This window comes from Pleomorphochaeta sp. DL1XJH-081 (assembly GCF_049310885.1).
In the GTDB taxonomy this organism is placed as follows: Bacteria; Spirochaetota; Spirochaetia; order Sphaerochaetales; family Sphaerochaetaceae; genus CAYZJV01.
In genome coordinates this window covers 373161-388791 of the sequence record NZ_JBMDYO010000002.1, presented here as the reverse complement: position 1 = coordinate 388791, position 15631 = coordinate 373161, and the positions used below count along the sequence as shown (strand labels likewise).

The 15631-nt window shown below is 48.9% G+C and carries 13 protein-coding genes and 1 tRNA gene; 11 read left to right on the top strand and 3 right to left on the bottom strand.

Annotation, left to right across the window (positions count from 1 at the left end; translation table 11 throughout):
- The first annotated feature begins 199 nt into the window (after nt 1-199).
- From ACODJP_RS06090 to lepA, 11 genes are all read left to right on the top strand, one after another.
- Nucleotides 200-1405: a lysophospholipid acyltransferase family protein gene (locus ACODJP_RS06090; RefSeq protein WP_422479547.1), complete on the top strand. Its 1206-nt coding sequence runs from the start codon at nt 200-202 to the stop codon at nt 1403-1405.
- Complete coding sequence (locus tag ACODJP_RS06085) at nt 1402-2826, top strand: sodium:glutamate symporter (protein ID WP_422479545.1); 1425 nt, start codon at nt 1402-1404, stop codon at nt 2824-2826. Before ACODJP_RS06090 ends, ACODJP_RS06085 begins: the two co-directional genes overlap by 4 nt.
- Entirely contained in the window at nt 2823-3554 is a 732-nt protein-coding gene (locus ACODJP_RS06080; RefSeq protein ID WP_422479543.1) for a uracil-DNA glycosylase family protein, read from the top strand. Before ACODJP_RS06085 ends, ACODJP_RS06080 begins: the two co-directional genes overlap by 4 nt.
- Before the next feature lie 8 nt (nt 3555-3562).
- Nucleotides 3563-4465: a 4-(cytidine 5'-diphospho)-2-C-methyl-D-erythritol kinase gene (ispE, locus tag ACODJP_RS06075; RefSeq protein ID WP_422479541.1), complete on the top strand. Its 903-nt coding sequence runs from the start codon at nt 3563-3565 to the stop codon at nt 4463-4465.
- A gap of 21 nt (nt 4466-4486) precedes the next feature.
- A complete protein-coding gene (gene spoVG, locus ACODJP_RS06070) occupies nt 4487-4783 on the top strand; it encodes a septation regulator SpoVG (RefSeq protein ID WP_422479539.1) in 297 nt (98 codons plus the stop codon).
- A gap of 112 nt (nt 4784-4895) precedes the next feature.
- Nucleotides 4896-4967: transfer RNA gene (locus tag ACODJP_RS06065), tRNA-Gln, on the top strand.
- Nucleotides 4968-4992: 25 nt separating this feature from the next.
- Nucleotides 4993-5625: a 50S ribosomal protein L25 gene (locus ACODJP_RS06060; RefSeq protein ID WP_422479537.1), complete on the top strand. Its 633-nt coding sequence runs from the start codon at nt 4993-4995 to the stop codon at nt 5623-5625.
- Nucleotides 5613-6233 (top strand): aminoacyl-tRNA hydrolase, encoded by a 621-nt coding sequence (gene pth / locus ACODJP_RS06055; protein ID WP_422479764.1) that lies wholly within the window; start codon nt 5613-5615, stop codon nt 6231-6233. Before ACODJP_RS06060 ends, pth begins: the two co-directional genes overlap by 13 nt.
- A complete protein-coding gene (tilS, locus tag ACODJP_RS06050; RefSeq protein WP_422479535.1) occupies nt 6202-7611 on the top strand; it encodes a tRNA lysidine(34) synthetase TilS in 1410 nt (469 codons plus the stop codon). The genes pth and tilS overlap by 32 nt, the downstream gene beginning before the upstream one ends.
- Nucleotides 7612-7615: 4 nt before the next feature.
- Nucleotides 7616-9673 (top strand): ATP-dependent zinc metalloprotease FtsH, encoded by a 2058-nt coding sequence (gene ftsH, locus ACODJP_RS06045; protein ID WP_422479533.1) that lies wholly within the window; start codon nt 7616-7618, stop codon nt 9671-9673.
- A 21-nt stretch (nt 9674-9694) separates the two neighbouring features.
- Entirely contained in the window at nt 9695-11509 is a 1815-nt protein-coding gene (lepA, locus tag ACODJP_RS06040) for a translation elongation factor 4 (protein ID WP_422479531.1), read from the top strand.
- A 33-nt stretch (nt 11510-11542) separates the two neighbouring features.
- On the opposite strand, the gene ACODJP_RS06035 is transcribed toward lepA, so the two are convergent.
- From ACODJP_RS06035 to ACODJP_RS06025, 3 genes are all read right to left on the bottom strand, one after another.
- The gene (locus ACODJP_RS06035; protein WP_422479529.1) at nt 11543-12499 is read right to left on the bottom strand and encodes an NAD(P)H-dependent glycerol-3-phosphate dehydrogenase; all 957 of its coding nucleotides are present in this window, start codon (nt 12497-12499) and stop codon (nt 11543-11545) included.
- Between the two features lie 202 nt (nt 12500-12701).
- Nucleotides 12702-13061 (bottom strand): helix-turn-helix domain-containing protein, encoded by a 360-nt coding sequence (locus ACODJP_RS06030; RefSeq protein ID WP_422479527.1) that lies wholly within the window; start codon nt 13059-13061, stop codon nt 12702-12704.
- Nucleotides 13062-13295: 234 nt separating this feature from the next.
- Entirely contained in the window at nt 13296-15617 is a 2322-nt protein-coding gene (locus ACODJP_RS06025) for a response regulator (protein ID WP_422479525.1), read from the bottom strand.
- Nucleotides 15618-15631 lie beyond the last annotated feature (14 nt).

Below are 15631 nucleotides of genomic sequence, written 5' to 3'. Positions count from 1 at the left end.
TAGGTTCCTCTCTATGAGTGTAGGAGTGGACTACCTTTTTATCAGCCCCACGTGGAAATACGAAACACAACGAAACACACAAATGCCCTTTGGAATACCTAGTTTCGCTGCTCCACGTGGTGAGGTGGGGTTTTCACCAGGGTAATATTGTTGCCCGTTTTCCCAAGCTATGCTATATTCCATACAAAGAGGGCTGCGAATGTCAAAAACACCGCTTTTCATCAGGATAGCCCGTCCGACATACGGAAAATGGCTAAATTGGTACCATAATATAGAGACCGCCGGATATGACCTTCTGCCGAAAGAGGGTCCCTATCTCATCCTAGCCAACCACACTCACACCTACGATCCCTTCTTCATCTCCTCATCACTCAAGGTTCATGTACGCTGGGTCGCAGGAGCGTATCTGTTCAAGAACCAAGCTTTAAAACTCATGTTGGGCAAGTGGATCGGTGGTATAGCCAAACAACAGGGAAGAAGCGATCTGCAGACCATTCGCGACATATCCGGAGCCTTCAAGGCAGGGGAGATCGTCGGCCTGTTTCCGGAGGGAACGAGGACGTGGGATGGCGAGCCTCTCGGATTCGACCAGGCTACCGCCAAATTGGTGAGGATGTTCAATGTTCCGGTAGTGCTCATGCATATCGAGGGCGGATATGCTCAACGGCCTCGTTGGGCCCGTTATGGTCGCAAAGGTCCCATAACCTTGAGAGTGGTGAATGTGGTCCAACCGGATGAATTGAAACGTATGAGTGTTGTCCAGGCGCATAGTATGCTCTCCGAAGCATTGGCTTTCAGCCATACAGAATGGCAAAGAAAGCAACAGATACCCTACGAATCACCCCATCTCGCTGAGGGATTGGAGAAGATCCTCTATCTGTGTCCATCGTGCGAAGGAAAATCGACTATTGTTTCTTCAGGAAAAGGCTTTGGCTGCAGTACCTGTGATCTGAAAGGAGAGCTCGATCCCTATGATCGTCTCCACCAGGTTTCTGGTGATTTCCACGCAATCGATAGTATTCCTGCGTGGCATCGATGGGAGCGAGAACTACTTGTCCGATTGGCTGACGATGCTCCTTCGGGATCACCGTTGTTTCCCACAGATGACGGCGTATTGCTCCAGAAAGGAGTCGGTAAGAAATTGGTCACACTATCGAAATCCTTTACCGTGACACTCCAGAGCGATCGCATGGTCATTCGCTTGGCAAACGAAACTCTACTATTTGATTTTACCGATATCCAGTCTATGATCGTAAATGCCAAGAGCACCGTCGAACTTTATCACGATGACCAACTGTGGCGGATCAGGGTCTCCCAGGACCGCTCTATCTTGAAGTATGTGGAACTCTACGGTGCCTATAAAGAGGGTCGGGTCGGATTTTTGGCCAAGGAGGAATCCCTATGAATTGGAATTATGTCATCCATGTCGGCATCATCTCTCTATCGTTGTTGGTGGCTGCACTGTTGAGAGCCCGCATCTCGTTTTTTCAGAGATTCCTCATTCCCGCTCCGATCATTGCGGGAATCCTCCTTCTGGTGTTCTACAACTTTGTTGCCCCGCTGTGGGGATTGCAAAGCGATTATCTGGGTGAATTGGTCTACCATCTACTCAATTTGAGCTTCATAGCGATGATGCTTAGGGTCACCGGTAAACGGAAGGATGACCATAATGGCAAGAGGGTAGTAGCCCAGAATGTGACTGCAGTAATCGCTCAGTATGGCATACAGTGCTTCTTCGGACTTGTAGTTACGGCATTACTCATTGCTACAGTAAAGCCTGATCTCTTTCCCGCGTTCGGTTTCACTCTAGCACTCGGTTTCGAGTTAGGGCCTGGACAAGCCTTTTCCATAGGTTCGACTTGGGAGACGATGGGATTCACCGGTGGCTCTTCGGTCGGATTGACGATGGCTGCAATCGGGTTCCTGCTGGGATCTTTCGGCGGGGTGGTGCTGATTAACCAAGGACTCAAACGAGGCTGGATCGGCAAAGAGTATTTGGAGAAGATTAAGAAAAAGAGTATCCGCACCGGCTTCTTCAGCAGGGTTGAATCGGAGCGTCCGGTCGGCTCGTACCTTAGTACGGATGGCGAATCGCTCGATACCTTCAGCTACCATATTGCACTGGTGATGTTCACCTACCTGATCAGCTGGGGTTTTTTGACTCTACTATCGAAGCTGTTGGGACTTATTGGACCACTAGGCTCCGAACTCGCCGATAGTCTCTGGGGAATCAACTTCATATTCAGTGCATTCTGTGCCCTGGCTGTGAAGATGTTCATGAAACTGGTGAAGGTTGAGACTACGATAGACAATGCTACCTGTAACCGTATCAGTGGTCTGTCGGTCGATCTTACCGTGGCTGCCTCCTTGGGAGCAATCTCACTGGTTGCGGTACAAGGATATTGGATCCCGATTTTGGCACTGGTGATCACCGGTGCTCTTATTACGCTGGTACTCCTTCCGGCCTACTGTTCCCGTCTCTATGACGATCATCAGTTCTACCGCATGTTACTTATCTACGGAACCGCTACGGGAACGTTGCCCACCGGATTGGCCCTATTGAGGGTAGTTGATCCCGAATTCGAAACACTTGTCGCTACAGACTATCTCTACTCGGTGGGTATTGTATTCATTCTTGCCATTCCGATTATTCTCAGTGTCAATCTTCCAGCCTTCAGTATCACAAAAAACCGCCCAGAGCTTTTCTGGTTCGCTGTTGGTATCTCAGCAATTTACATGATAGGAGCTTTCATCGCCTACCTGCTATTGGCTAGAAAGCGTTCGTTTGCGAATCTGAACAAATTCTTCCACACGGAGGAGGCATGATCGGTTTTTCCGACAAACTAGTTGAGCGTACGAGGTCTTTCTCGGCAGAGGTCGATTCTCTGTTGTTTTCATTTGATGGTTTTGTCTACAATCCTCTCGATTATGCATGGAATGTTCATGAACGGTATCTTCGGCAGTATGTACATCCAGAGCCCAATATTCTCTTTTTAGGAATGAATCCCGGTCCTTTCGGGATGGCTCAGACGGGAGTCCCCTTTGGAGAGGTTGAGGCGGTAAGGGATTGGATGGGGCTTTCAGGTGTAGTGGAAAAACCTCCAAAAGAGCACGATAATCGACCGATTCGCGGTTTTTCAATCGAAAGGAGTGAAGTAAGCGGGAAACGGCTGTGGGCTCTTATGGCTACTAGATTCGGTAGTGCACAGAATTTTTTCTCACGTCATGCGGTGATGAACTACTGCCCTTTAGTCTTCGTAGATGGTGGAAAGACGGGTAAGAATGTGGTTCCTGAAAAGTTGCCGAAGACGGAAAGAGTTGCTCTCGATGCAGTTTGCGATGCCTATTTGGACGATATGGTCACTCTTTTAATGCCAAAAGCTTTGGTCGGGGTGGGGAAATTCGCACAGAAGCGGCTACAGGGGAGTGCGAATCGTCTCTCCCTAACGCTACCGGTGGTCTCGATTCTTCACCCCAGTCCAGGCAATCCCCAGGCAAACAGGGGCTGGCAAGAGAAAGTGGAGGTCCAACTGCGTGAGGCTAACATATGGTAAGCAAGCCCATGCAGATTAAGGCGCTGGCTCCTGCTAAGATAAATCTCCATCTCTCAATCGGAAAGAGACGAGATGATGGATTCCACTCCCTTCTCAGTATTTTCCAGATGATCGATCTTGCCGATAGCATAGCCATCCGTATTGAGTCTCAAACGTTTGTATCAATTAAAGTCGATATGGATGGTATGGAAGCGGTAGCGAACAATACCATGGAACTCGCTGCCTCACTTTTCATGAAGGAAGCAGGAATAATCGGTGATGTGAAGATCGACTGTATAAAGAGGATTCCACACAAAGCAGGACTAGGTGGTGGTTCAAGCGATGCTGCAACGGTGTTGCTGATGCTCAATCGGGCATTTGGATATCCTGTGGATACCAATCGCCTCAGGGAGATTGGTGCTCGGATTGGAAGTGATGTACCATTTTTCCTAGGAGATTCGGCTGGTGCCTGTGTTGAAGGACGGGGAGAGTACCTCACACCGCTTACCCACAGGAATGACTTGTATGGGCTAGTACTTATGCCTCATGGCGAGGGGGTCTCTACAGCGAAGGCTTTCTCCGATCTTGATGCCTATCGTGATACTACCGGTATTCCTTCTGAATTGTTGTCAAAGGATGAACTGGTTGCCATGTATGCCAATGATCCAATGGATTGGCATTTTACCAACGACTTCCGTCCTGTTATGGGAGACCTTGGTCCATGGTACGATCGTCTGGATGCTCTGGTGGCTGAGTATCCTGGATGTTTTGGAACGCTCAGCGGAAGCGGTTCGGCCTATGCCATTGTTAGTGAAAAGAGGGAAATTTTGATGGCTCTCCGAACAAAATTGGAAATAATGGTCTCCGATGTGACGATTTATGATATAAAAAGCTTGCATCGTAGTCATTCTGGTGATACCGTCATAGTATGATACAACGTAAGGGGTATTCGCATGGAAATTACCGACGTGAGGGTTCGTAAAATAACTTCTGAGGGGAAATTGCGAGCGTATGCGACCATAACGTTCGACAATCAATTTGTCATCCACAATCTCAAGGTTATCGATGGTAAATCGGGGCTTTTCGTCGCTATGCCGAGTCGCAAGACGAAGAGTGGCGAATTCAAGGATGTGGCACATCCGATTAGTAGCGATTTCAGGGCTGTAATGCAAGATGCGATCCTTGAAGCGTACGAGGATGCACCACCTCCTGGAGCAGATGAGACGTACGATGAAGGCGTCTCTGAATGAAATCTGTATCTCTCTAGCCAAACCCACTGGACAAAGCTGAAGAAAACCTGTATTTTTGTGGGCGGCGCCTTGTACTACGTCAAGGCGTTGCCATACATTGATATGTGGGCGTAGGGGTGTAGCCAAGCGGTAAGGCTCCGGTTTTTGGTGCCGGCATGCGTAGGTTCGAATCCTGCCGCCCCTGGTAAGGAAAGTACAAGGAGTTTCTCATGAAAGACACGAATTTGACCGGCATACTGAGGAAGGAAGATTTTGGATCAGCTGGTTCCAGAAGAGTGCTGGCCACGGGTCGTATCCCTGCCGTCATCTACGGTAAGAAGGACCCCGTTCACATCACACTCGATGCGAAGGATTTCCAGAATAAGATGCGGCACTTCTCCGAAGCCACGATGCTCACCATCAAGATTGGCCGCAAGAATTATCATGTATTGATGAAGGATTACCAAGAGAATGTCATGCGTGGAACTGTCCACCATGTAGACTTCTTTGAAGTCACCAAGGGTGAAACCCTTAGGGCTAACGTTCCTGTCGTTCTCCATGGAACTCCCGAAGGTGCCAAGTTTGGTGGTGTTCTCGAGCAGGTAACCCATGAGTTGGAAGTCGAATGTCTTCCCAAGGATCTTCCAGAGCACATCGAAGTCGATGTATCGCACCTCAACTTGAACGAGAGTGTTCACTTGGGTGCCTTGGTTGCTCCTGAAGGTGTCAAGTTCCTGCTTCCGGAAGAGACCACTATTGCATCCGTCAAGGGTGTCAAGGAGGTCATCACCGTTTCCGATGAAGAAGAGGAAGAGGGTGCAGAGCTTGTCGGAGAGGCTTCCGAGGAAGAATCCGAAGAATAGTTTTCCGAGAGAAGGAGGCGATCCTGCCACTTGTATTTGGGCTTGGGAACCCCGGTTCCCGCTATGCTCATAGCAGACACAATGTGGGGTTTGATGCCCTCGATAGTATGACAGCGTTTCTTCATCGCAAGATGAGGAGGCGCTGTTTACGTCTCTACAAACAATGTCTCATGACCGCTGGTGATGGGGCGGTCTCATTGTTGGTCCAACCGCTCACCTTCATGAACAGATCTGGCGAGATCGTTCACCATTTCATTCCAAACAAGTATTCGGTAGAAGATCTGCTAGTCATCTGCGATAACCTTGATCTCCCACCCGGGACTATACGGATTCGAAAAGGAGGCAGTTCGGCTGGACACAATGGTCTGAAGTCTCTTATCAAGCATCTTGGTAGTGCCGACTTCATCCGCATCTATGTGGGTATCGGTAGGCCTCAAGCCCCCACTACAGTAATAGACCATGTTCTTGGTGTACCTGAGGATCCTAGTGAGAGCGATGCTCTCGAATCGGGAATCCGAAAAGCAGCTGATGCAGCAATACGTCTCTGTAACGGGCAGACGGTAGAGGAGGTCTCGCGTGTCTACAACAAGCGAAATGGCGCTGGTTGAAGTACGTCACTTCTTCGAAGAGCAGGCTATCGATCGCGAAAGCAGGGTTCTGGTGGCCTTCAGTGGAGGTGCCGACTCACTTGCCCTTCTGATCCTCCTATCCCGTCTCTTGCCGAAAGAGCACCTTCACGCTCTCTATGTGAACCATAGATTGCGCAGCGAAGAAGAACTGATCATAGAGGAAAAGCTGAATACTTCGAACTGTGCTGCTTTGTCGATTCCTTTTTCGATCGTCAGATTGGAAGCGGACCAGGTAGCCCAACTGGCAAAAGTCAGAGGTAATGGTATTGAAGAGGCAGCCAGAGTCTTGCGCTACGATATTTTAGAGAACAAGCGGCAGGAACTGGGTTTCGACTACATTGCTACAGCCCATACCTTGGATGACCAGAGCGAGACGATCCTTATGCGCCTCATGCAGGGCTCCTCCCCAACAGCATTACAGGGTATTGCAAAGCGCCAAGGTGTTCTGATCAGACCATTATTACAACTGACAAGGGAAGATATCGAAGGCGTGGTGAAGGCTTCTGGCCTCACATGGACCGAGGATTCCACCAATAGCGATACACGGTATCTGCGTAACCGTATCCGTCATGAGTTGATACCGGTGTTTGCCCGTCTGTTTCCCCAGTACCGGCAAGCTCTAGATCAGGTAGCGAATCGTTGTTCTTTCGTGATGGATGCTTTACAGGATCAAATAGACACTGCAATAGCAGAGTCTGTAAGGGAAACAGACGATACAGTCTCGTTGAAACTTTCTGTTTTGGAGAAGGCCTCTCCCATAGTTGTTGAGCGGGTGCTCTATCATGGGTGGAATCTTCTCGGACTTCCTGAAGGGATGCGTCTGCCGTACCGCAATGTGCAGCTTATCTATAATAAAATTTCTGCTGGATGGGAAGAGAGCCAACGAATGTCTGTGAGTGGTACTATATTAGTCCGGAAAAATGACTCCCTAGTGTGGCAAATCGAGGAACCTGCACTAGCCGAAGGCTATGTATCGTGCGTATATTCAGACTGTATCGAACTTGACGGCACCTATCGTTTGCTTGTCGGTGGTGAGCCTGCGGCAATAGTACCGGTAGAAAAGAGGGCAAGGATTGCATCCGAAAGCCTCACTCCTCCGGTTTTAGTGCGTTCATACCAAAGCGGAGATGCCATCCGCCTTGTAGAGGGTACCAAGAAGGTAGTCTCATTGTTTTCCGATTGGCATATCGCGCCGGAGCAGCGATGGCGAATTCCGGTACTCGAGGATGCCAAAGGTATTTTTGCCGTCCTAGGGGGAGCCTATGGGGGTAAAGATCGTGTGGCCGTGCGTTGCCTGAGTGCTCCACTTGCCCGAAATCACGGTACATTATATAGTGTTACGGATAGAGAAGGATAGAATTGTGGATAAAGATTACGAAGAAGAAAAGAGACCGAATACTGACGGAAATGACCCTGGAAAACAGTCCGAGGGCGATAGGAAGAGCCCTGAAGGCGAAAGTCGTGACCAGAAAGGCGATCAAGGAAAGCGGGAAAACAAACCTAAAACCGATGACAGCAACTTCTGGACAGGAAGAAATACTAACCAGGATCCACGCCAGAACCAACAGAAACGATCACCTAACCAACAGGGCGGACCGAAATTCGACTTCAGTCGCAAGAACCGTGTCGCCTTGGGCTTCTTTGTATTCTTGATCGTCACATTCACCTTCATGCTTTTTAGTGAGGAGAACACGATGGGTACCCAAGAGGTCCCCTACAGTGCCTTCATCAACTATGTAGAAGGCGGGCAGGTCAGTGCTGTTGAGATTCAGGACCGCGACCTTATAACCTTCTCACTGAGAAACAATGTCATGGCATCTACCCGTATTCCGTATGACGACGATACTCTCATGGATACGCTCAAGGCGAACAATGTCCAAGTGACTGGAACCGTAAGGGGAATCTCTTTCCTTCAGGTCATTCTGCAATTGCTCCCCTGGTTAATATTCATAGGATTCACCGTAATGCTCTGGCGGCAGACTAAGGGTGCCAATGGCAACGTGATGGCCTTCAGCAAGAGTAGGGCGAAGGAATACATGGAGACCGATGTAAAGATCACCTTTGACGACGTGGCAGGCCAGAAAGAGGCCAAGTACGAGTTGGAGGAGGTCGTTGAATTCCTCAAGCATCCTATGAAATTTCAGGATATCGGGGCTAAGATCCCCAAGGGCGTACTACTGGTGGGACCTCCCGGAACCGGTAAGACTCTTCTTGCAAAGGCTGTTGCGGGAGAAGCCGGTGTGGCTTTCTTCCATATGTCAGGTAGTGATTTCGTGGAGATGTTCGTTGGTGTCGGAGCTTCCCGGGTGCGGGATCTGTTCGAACAAGGGCGTAAGAATGCCCCCTGTATCCTCTTTATAGATGAACTCGATGCCGTCGGCCGTACCCGTGGGTCAGGCCTCGGAGGAGGTCATGACGAACGCGAGCAGACGTTGAACCAAATGCTCGTGGAAATGGATGGATTCGATACCACCACCGGTGTAATCGTTATTGCAGCCACCAACCGACCCGATGTACTTGATCCCGCTTTGCTGCGTCCCGGTCGATTCGACCGTCAGGTTGTCGTGGATATGCCAGATGTCTCCGAACGTGAGGCAATCCTCAGTATCCACTGTAAGAAGATCAAGAAGGCCGATGATGTGAATCTGAATAGGATCGCACGTGCTACTCCCGGTACCAGCGGTGCAGATTTGGCTAATCTCGTAAACGAGGCGGCTCTCTTCGCAGCCCGTTCGGGACGGGCTACGGTTACGATGGATGACTTTGAGAAGGGTCGTGACAAGATCCTTCTCGGTGTCGCAAAGCACTCCAAAGTCATGACACCGGAAGAAAAGCGTGCTACAGCTTATCATGAGTCGGGACATGCATTGCTTCACTACTATTTGAAGAACCTCGATCCATTGCATAAAGTGACGATCATTCCCCATGGAAGAGCTTTAGGGCTTACCATATCGCTTCCCGAAAAGGACGCCTATACCAAGAACAAGAGTATGCTCACCGATTGGATAAAGGTATGCATGGGAGGATACGTTGCCGAGGAGATTATCTATGGTGAGACCACCACGGGAACCAGCAACGATATCAAGCAGGCGACCGATATAGCCCGTAGGATGGTTACCGAGTGGGGTATGAGCGAATTGGGATTCATTGGATTTGGAAAGGACGATGAACCATTGTTCCTTGGACGTGAAATCGCCCAGCATAAGGATTACTCGGATGATACCGCACGGAAAATCGATTCCGCGGTAGCGAAAATCCTGGAAGATGCCATGGCAGACACCCGCAAGATACTCACCGGGCATCGAGACCAGTTGGATCAGCTTACCGATGCATTGGTTGAGCATGAGACGCTCGACGATGTGCAGATCCGTGAACTACTCGGATTCGAAGCGGTGGAGCAGACCACGAAGTTCATCTAGGCAGAGACCAGAGAGAGATACATGGCTAAAAACTCACGTAACATTCGCAACTTTTGCATTATTGCCCACATAGACCACGGCAAATCGACCTTGGCAGATCGTTTTATCGATAAGGCCAAGCTGGTCAGCACCCGTGGTCCTATGCAGCAGCAGATGCTCGACAACATGGATATCGAACGGGAACGGGGAATCACCATCAAAAGTCAGGCAGTAACGATTCCCTACACCGCAGCCGACGGACAGGAGTACGAACTGAATCTGGTCGATACTCCGGGACATGTCGACTTCTCGTACGAAGTGTCGCGCGCTATAGGCTCGTGTGAAGGAGCACTGTTACTCATCGATGCAGCTCAGGGGGTAGAAGCCCAGACTTTGGCTAATATGTACATGGCCATGGAGTTGAATCTTGAGATCATCCCAGTGATCAATAAGATCGACCTTCCCAGTGCCGATATCGAATCCTGTCTTCACCAGATAGACCACGACCTGGGACTCGATCCCGATCTTGCCGCTCGAGTATCGGCAAAAACAGGTGAGGGGATCGATGAGTTGTTTGAGACCATCGTACAGTATATCCCAGCTCCCAAAGGTGACGGTAACGCACCGCTGAGGGCTTTGATCTTCGATAGCCACTACGATGCCTATCGTGGAGTTATAGTCCACTTCAGAGTATTCGACGGCTCGATCCGTGAAGGGCAGGATATTAAGTTATTCTCCACTGGTGCCGAGCATACCGTAGAAGAGGTCGGCGTATTTAAGATGGGTTTGGTACGTACCCAACGACTCGATGCCGGTGATGTCGGGTACTTCATAGCAGGTATCAAGACTATTAGGGATATCCGAGTCGGCGATACGGTCACCGATGCAAAGGTTCCGTGCAAGAATGCGCTTCCAGGTTTCAAAGAGGTCAAGCCGGTAGTATTCTCATCGATCTACCCCGTGGACTCCAACGATTATGAAGAGTTGCAGGATGCTATTGACCGTCTTAAGCTGAACGATGCCTCATTGATTTATGAGAAAGACTCCTCTGCAGCTCTGGGATTCGGATTCCGCTGTGGGTTCCTTGGGATGCTCCACCTGGAGGTAGTCCAGGAGCGCATAGAGCGCGAGTTCGACCTCTCCATCGTATTCACCAGCCCCTCGGTACGGTATATCGTGCATATGAAGGATGGTGAAGAGCTGAAGATCGACAATCCGCTTAGCTATCCCGAACCGATGGGTGTGGACTATGCGGAGGAGCCCTATATTCAGGCTGAGATCATCACACCAGCGACCTATGTGGGAAACGTAATCAGTCTCTGTATGGAAAAACGTGGAGTCCAGACTGCGATGAACTACCTCGATGAAAAGCGTGTCGAACTGATCTATGAGATGCCGCTTGCAGAGGTACTATTCGAGTTCTATGATCGTCTGAAATCGGTAAGCCGTGGGTATGCCAGCTTCGACTACCATGTCATAGGCTATAGGAAGACCGACTTGGTCCGTCTCGATATCCTCGTAAATGGTGAACCGGTGGATGCCTTGAGCCAATTGGTATTCCGCGGTAGCGCCCAAAACCGGGCTCGCCAGGTATGTGAACGGTTGAAGGATGAGATTCCACGCCAGATGTTCAAGATTCCCATTCAGGGAGCTGTCGGCGGATCGATTATCGCACGTGAGACCATAAGCGCCTTCCGTAAGGATGTCACAGCCAAATGTTACGGTGGTGATATCTCACGTAAGAGAAAGCTCCTTGAACGCCAGAAAGAGGGTAAGAAACGGATGAAGATGGTGGGCAATGTGGAAATTCCCCAGCAGGCCTTCCTCGCTGTACTCAAGACGAACGACAATTCCTAAATACAGAGACCAAAATAGTACCAAGGCGGTAGCTCAGCTGAGCACCGCCAGGTAGTAATCGTTCAATGAAGTATTTCGGTAGATGAGCGAGTAAAGCGACTTGAGTACCACGAAATCATCTTCGATCCCCTTCTCCTGTACAAGCTCTCCTAACAACTTTATCGTTCTTAACCCCTCGATTACCGTAGTACTTTTGGGATTATTAGAAAATCCTTTCCCAATAAGCAAACCTAGTGTACGGTTACGGCTCAAGTCGTTTAGGGCTGTAAGTCCAAGATCCCCCAATCCACAATAGTTGAAGATTGTCTTCTCTTCACAACCATAGAGGACCAACATCCTCCTCATCTCACCAACAGCCTTGGTCATAAGAAGGAAGTCCACATTGGGAGAGTTGTAACGACCGCTTACGATTCCGATTGCGATTGCGTACATGTTCTTCAGTACACTCAGGAATTCCACCGCCCGGATATCCTCGGAGTGGTCGAGGGTGATTCCCGTTTCTTTGAGGACTTCTCGCATGTAGGAGAAGTCTTCCGAGGTGCCTCCAAAAGTCATTCCGGAGGGATCTCCATTCATCACCTCAACGGCGAAGGTGGGGCCCTTGAGGGTACCGGTTCGCCTGAAGGGAATCTGTTCAGTAAGGAATGAGCCATCTTCGGCCAATCCCTTGGAGAGATTAACCACGAGAATATCTTTCTTTGCGTGTGGATGGATGGTGCTACAGAATGTCTCTATCACCTTGGATGGGATGGCAAGAAAGAGTACATCGGCGTTATAGGTACACGCGATATCCCCACTGGCGACGATATCGGTATGAATGTGGCGACCGGGAAAGTATTTTGTGTTCTGGTGCCGAGTATTGATATCGTTTATTACATCCTCCTCTATAGTATAGAGGGTGATGGCATTCTCTTCATTCCATGAGAGTCGCTGTGCAAGCGCTGTTCCGAAGACTCCCGCTCCGGCGACTACAATCGATCTTTTTGGCATATTAATCCTCCAGTATTCAAGGCAAGCGGTAACAAGGCATAGGAGTAGCGGTTGCCGTATGTATGACACTATGTGTATATCTGTTTTCAATAATTTTCAACAGGGTTACGAACATTCCCATAGTATTGAAAATATTTTACATGGGCAGTAACTCGATCGATGCTTGATAAGCTCAACTACATGTATATGCTGTTGCAAGTCACTAGATGAATCTCCCTGCATCCACGGAAAAGAGTGAGGAAAAGCGTTTTGCCATCTGACGACTGATCGGTTTGTAATCCCGTTCCATGTCAGAGATGAACTGTTTGGCTACTCCGGTTTTTTCGGCGAGTTGTGTTTGGGTAAGATTGTGGAGCTTACGATAAAAACGGAGATTTTTACCTGGAGAGTTCTCATTGGCAAGACTTTTATACCAGGCCATTTCAGAGACTTGCATCAGAGTCTCTTCTTGCTCAATGCAGAGGGCTTCCCCATACTGCTTCTTGAGCGATTCAATCAAATCCTTTGGAATATTTCCCTCGACACGGAAATCAATAGGGTGCTTTTTCACGACTACCAACATAATACACCTCCACGATGAACGTATCCTTTTCGTTTCGCCAACAGGCAACCCAACGATAACTTAGATGGCAATGATACGTACTGTTACCCAACTTGCTATAATTTCTATAGTAGGGTTGAACTGGCCCTGTCATCATTATATCCCATACCAGAAAGTACTACAAAAAATAGTACATATCAATAGATCATTGATACATTTGATCGAATTGCAAAAAAGAGAGGGGCATGATCATATTCAATAACCATAGAGCTTCGCGATCAATTCGTAACGGCTGCTCACATGGGCTTTCTGGTAGAGACGACGATTGTGATTCGCAACCGTCTTCACCGAGAGGTCGAGTGAGACGGCTATCTCCTTGTCACTCTTTCCAGCGAGTATCAGGCTTAATACCTGCAATTCCCTCGAGGAAAGATTGGCTTCTTTGGCAAATTGCTCGATATGAATCTTTCCCTGGCGCAGCGAACCATGAGGCTGGGGATGCTCCATCTCTTCAAATACCTCCTCAATCCTCTTTCGCATTGCTTCGATATGTGAAGCGATGGTCTCACGATCATGGGCAAGTGTGCGAGATATCGTAGCTAGAAGGACTTCCTCACTGAACGGCTTTGTGATGAAGTGGACAGCCCCTTCCTGGAGACTGCCGATCTTCTCCTCCACAGAATCGCGGGCAGTGAGGAATATCAGGGGAATCGGATGCTCCAATGAACGTTTTTTCAGCTCAGAGAGGAACTGGTGTCCATCCATCGTAGGCATCATGATATCGCAGATGATCAGTCCTATGACTTCGGTATCAATCAAATCCAGTGCCTCTTTGCCATTGTATGCACAGAGGAGGCGGTAGTGATCCTTGAGGATTGTAACGATATAGGAACACATGTCGATATTGTCATCGACCACCAGTACCAATGGTTTTGTAAGATCCTCAAGCTGGTCTTCAGGAGCTACCGATTCTGCAAATTCACTAGTGTAGAGTTTTCCCATGCCACTGGTAACCGCTTTTTGCTGAGTAGAGGATTCCCACTGTCCAACCATTGGAGAAGGAAAGGTGAGGGTGAATCTGCTTCCTTTCACCAATGTGCTTTCCACTGCTACCGAGCCACCGTAGTTCTCCATGATCGTTTTCACCAGTGCCAAACCTAAGCCCGTCTGGGAGTGGTTGCCCTCGCCAGAGATATGGTAATAACGGGTGAATATCGATTGCTTATCCGTATCGGAGATCCCAATTCCTGTATCGCTAACCGTAATCGTCAGATCCTCCTCTGATAGGAGAGCACTCGATACCGTCACTGTTCCACCAGATGGTGTGAACTTGAGGGCGTTGGAGATTAGGTTCATCACTACCGTCTCAAAATCATCTCTTGTCATAGCCAAAGAAATATGACCAGTTGCCTGTTCCTGCTCGAGAAGACAACGAATACTTCTCTCTTCTGCTATGGGAGAAAACTCGTCTACGATCATCTTTAGGGTATCAGAGACAGCAAGGGTCGATTCGTTGCTGTCGGTGTCGGTTTTTCCCATTCTCAGGATATGGTTGACCTGTTTGAGCAGACGAAGGGCATTTCTCTCTATGGTGGCAAAGGTGCGATCGTTGGATCTAATGGAATCGCCGAACTTTCCCTGGCGTAATTGTCGTACCATACCGAGTATGATAGTAAGTGGGGTACGCAGTTCATGGCTCATGTTCATGAAGAATTCGGTTTTCTCCCTATCGATCTCCCGAAGGGAATCCCTCTCTTGCATACTCTGTTGTCTTTCAAGCTTTATCCGGTTGTAACGGTTTCCCATCGCAAGGGAGAAGAGAATGGCTTGTAAAGAGAGTCCTATGGGTTGGTTGTAGGCCATTAAAAAACCGACGAATGCAGCGTAGCGGTCCATGAAGGGAAATATCTGCATCGCATTGATCGATGTGAGTAACGCAGGAGGTATGAAGGCGATAAGCAGGATGATACCTTCGGCTTTCATCCAACGGATCGAGACTATGATGGTGTAGAGGAAGATGATATTGGTGTAGAAGACGAATAGCTCCCTAATGAAATCGATTAAGGTATGAAACTCCTTGGCCTGGGGCAGCAGTGCTTTCGAGAAAAGGAAGAAGATCGTATAGGCCGCGATAACCAGAATGGAGATGCGGTTCACTTGTGAAAGCTTGGGAGCATGTTCGGCCAATCGAAAGAAATCCTCGAAAAAGAGGAGGAAGGTGATGAACAGAAGATGGGTGATTACCGTTACCCGATTGTAGGTAAGGCTGAATATAAAGCGGTCATAGGCTGCGAAGGTCTGCAGGATGGTCAACAGGAGCATGATGATAGAGAAGTAGACGAACATGACCTCACTTGTCGAAATCGCAAGGAAAATGGTGTAGGCCAACAATCCCAATAACACTCCAAGTGCTAACAGACTTATGGTGAAGGCCATATTACCGGTCGATTCATAGCGGGGAACGATCAAATCTCCAGCGAAAAGCCGGATGGGGGATATGAGCATACAGATGACGATGGCTATGGATTTCCTCTGGCACTGGGAATGGCCAAGATTGTTAGTCTGTGAAGGAGGCATGTAGCGGACCCTCC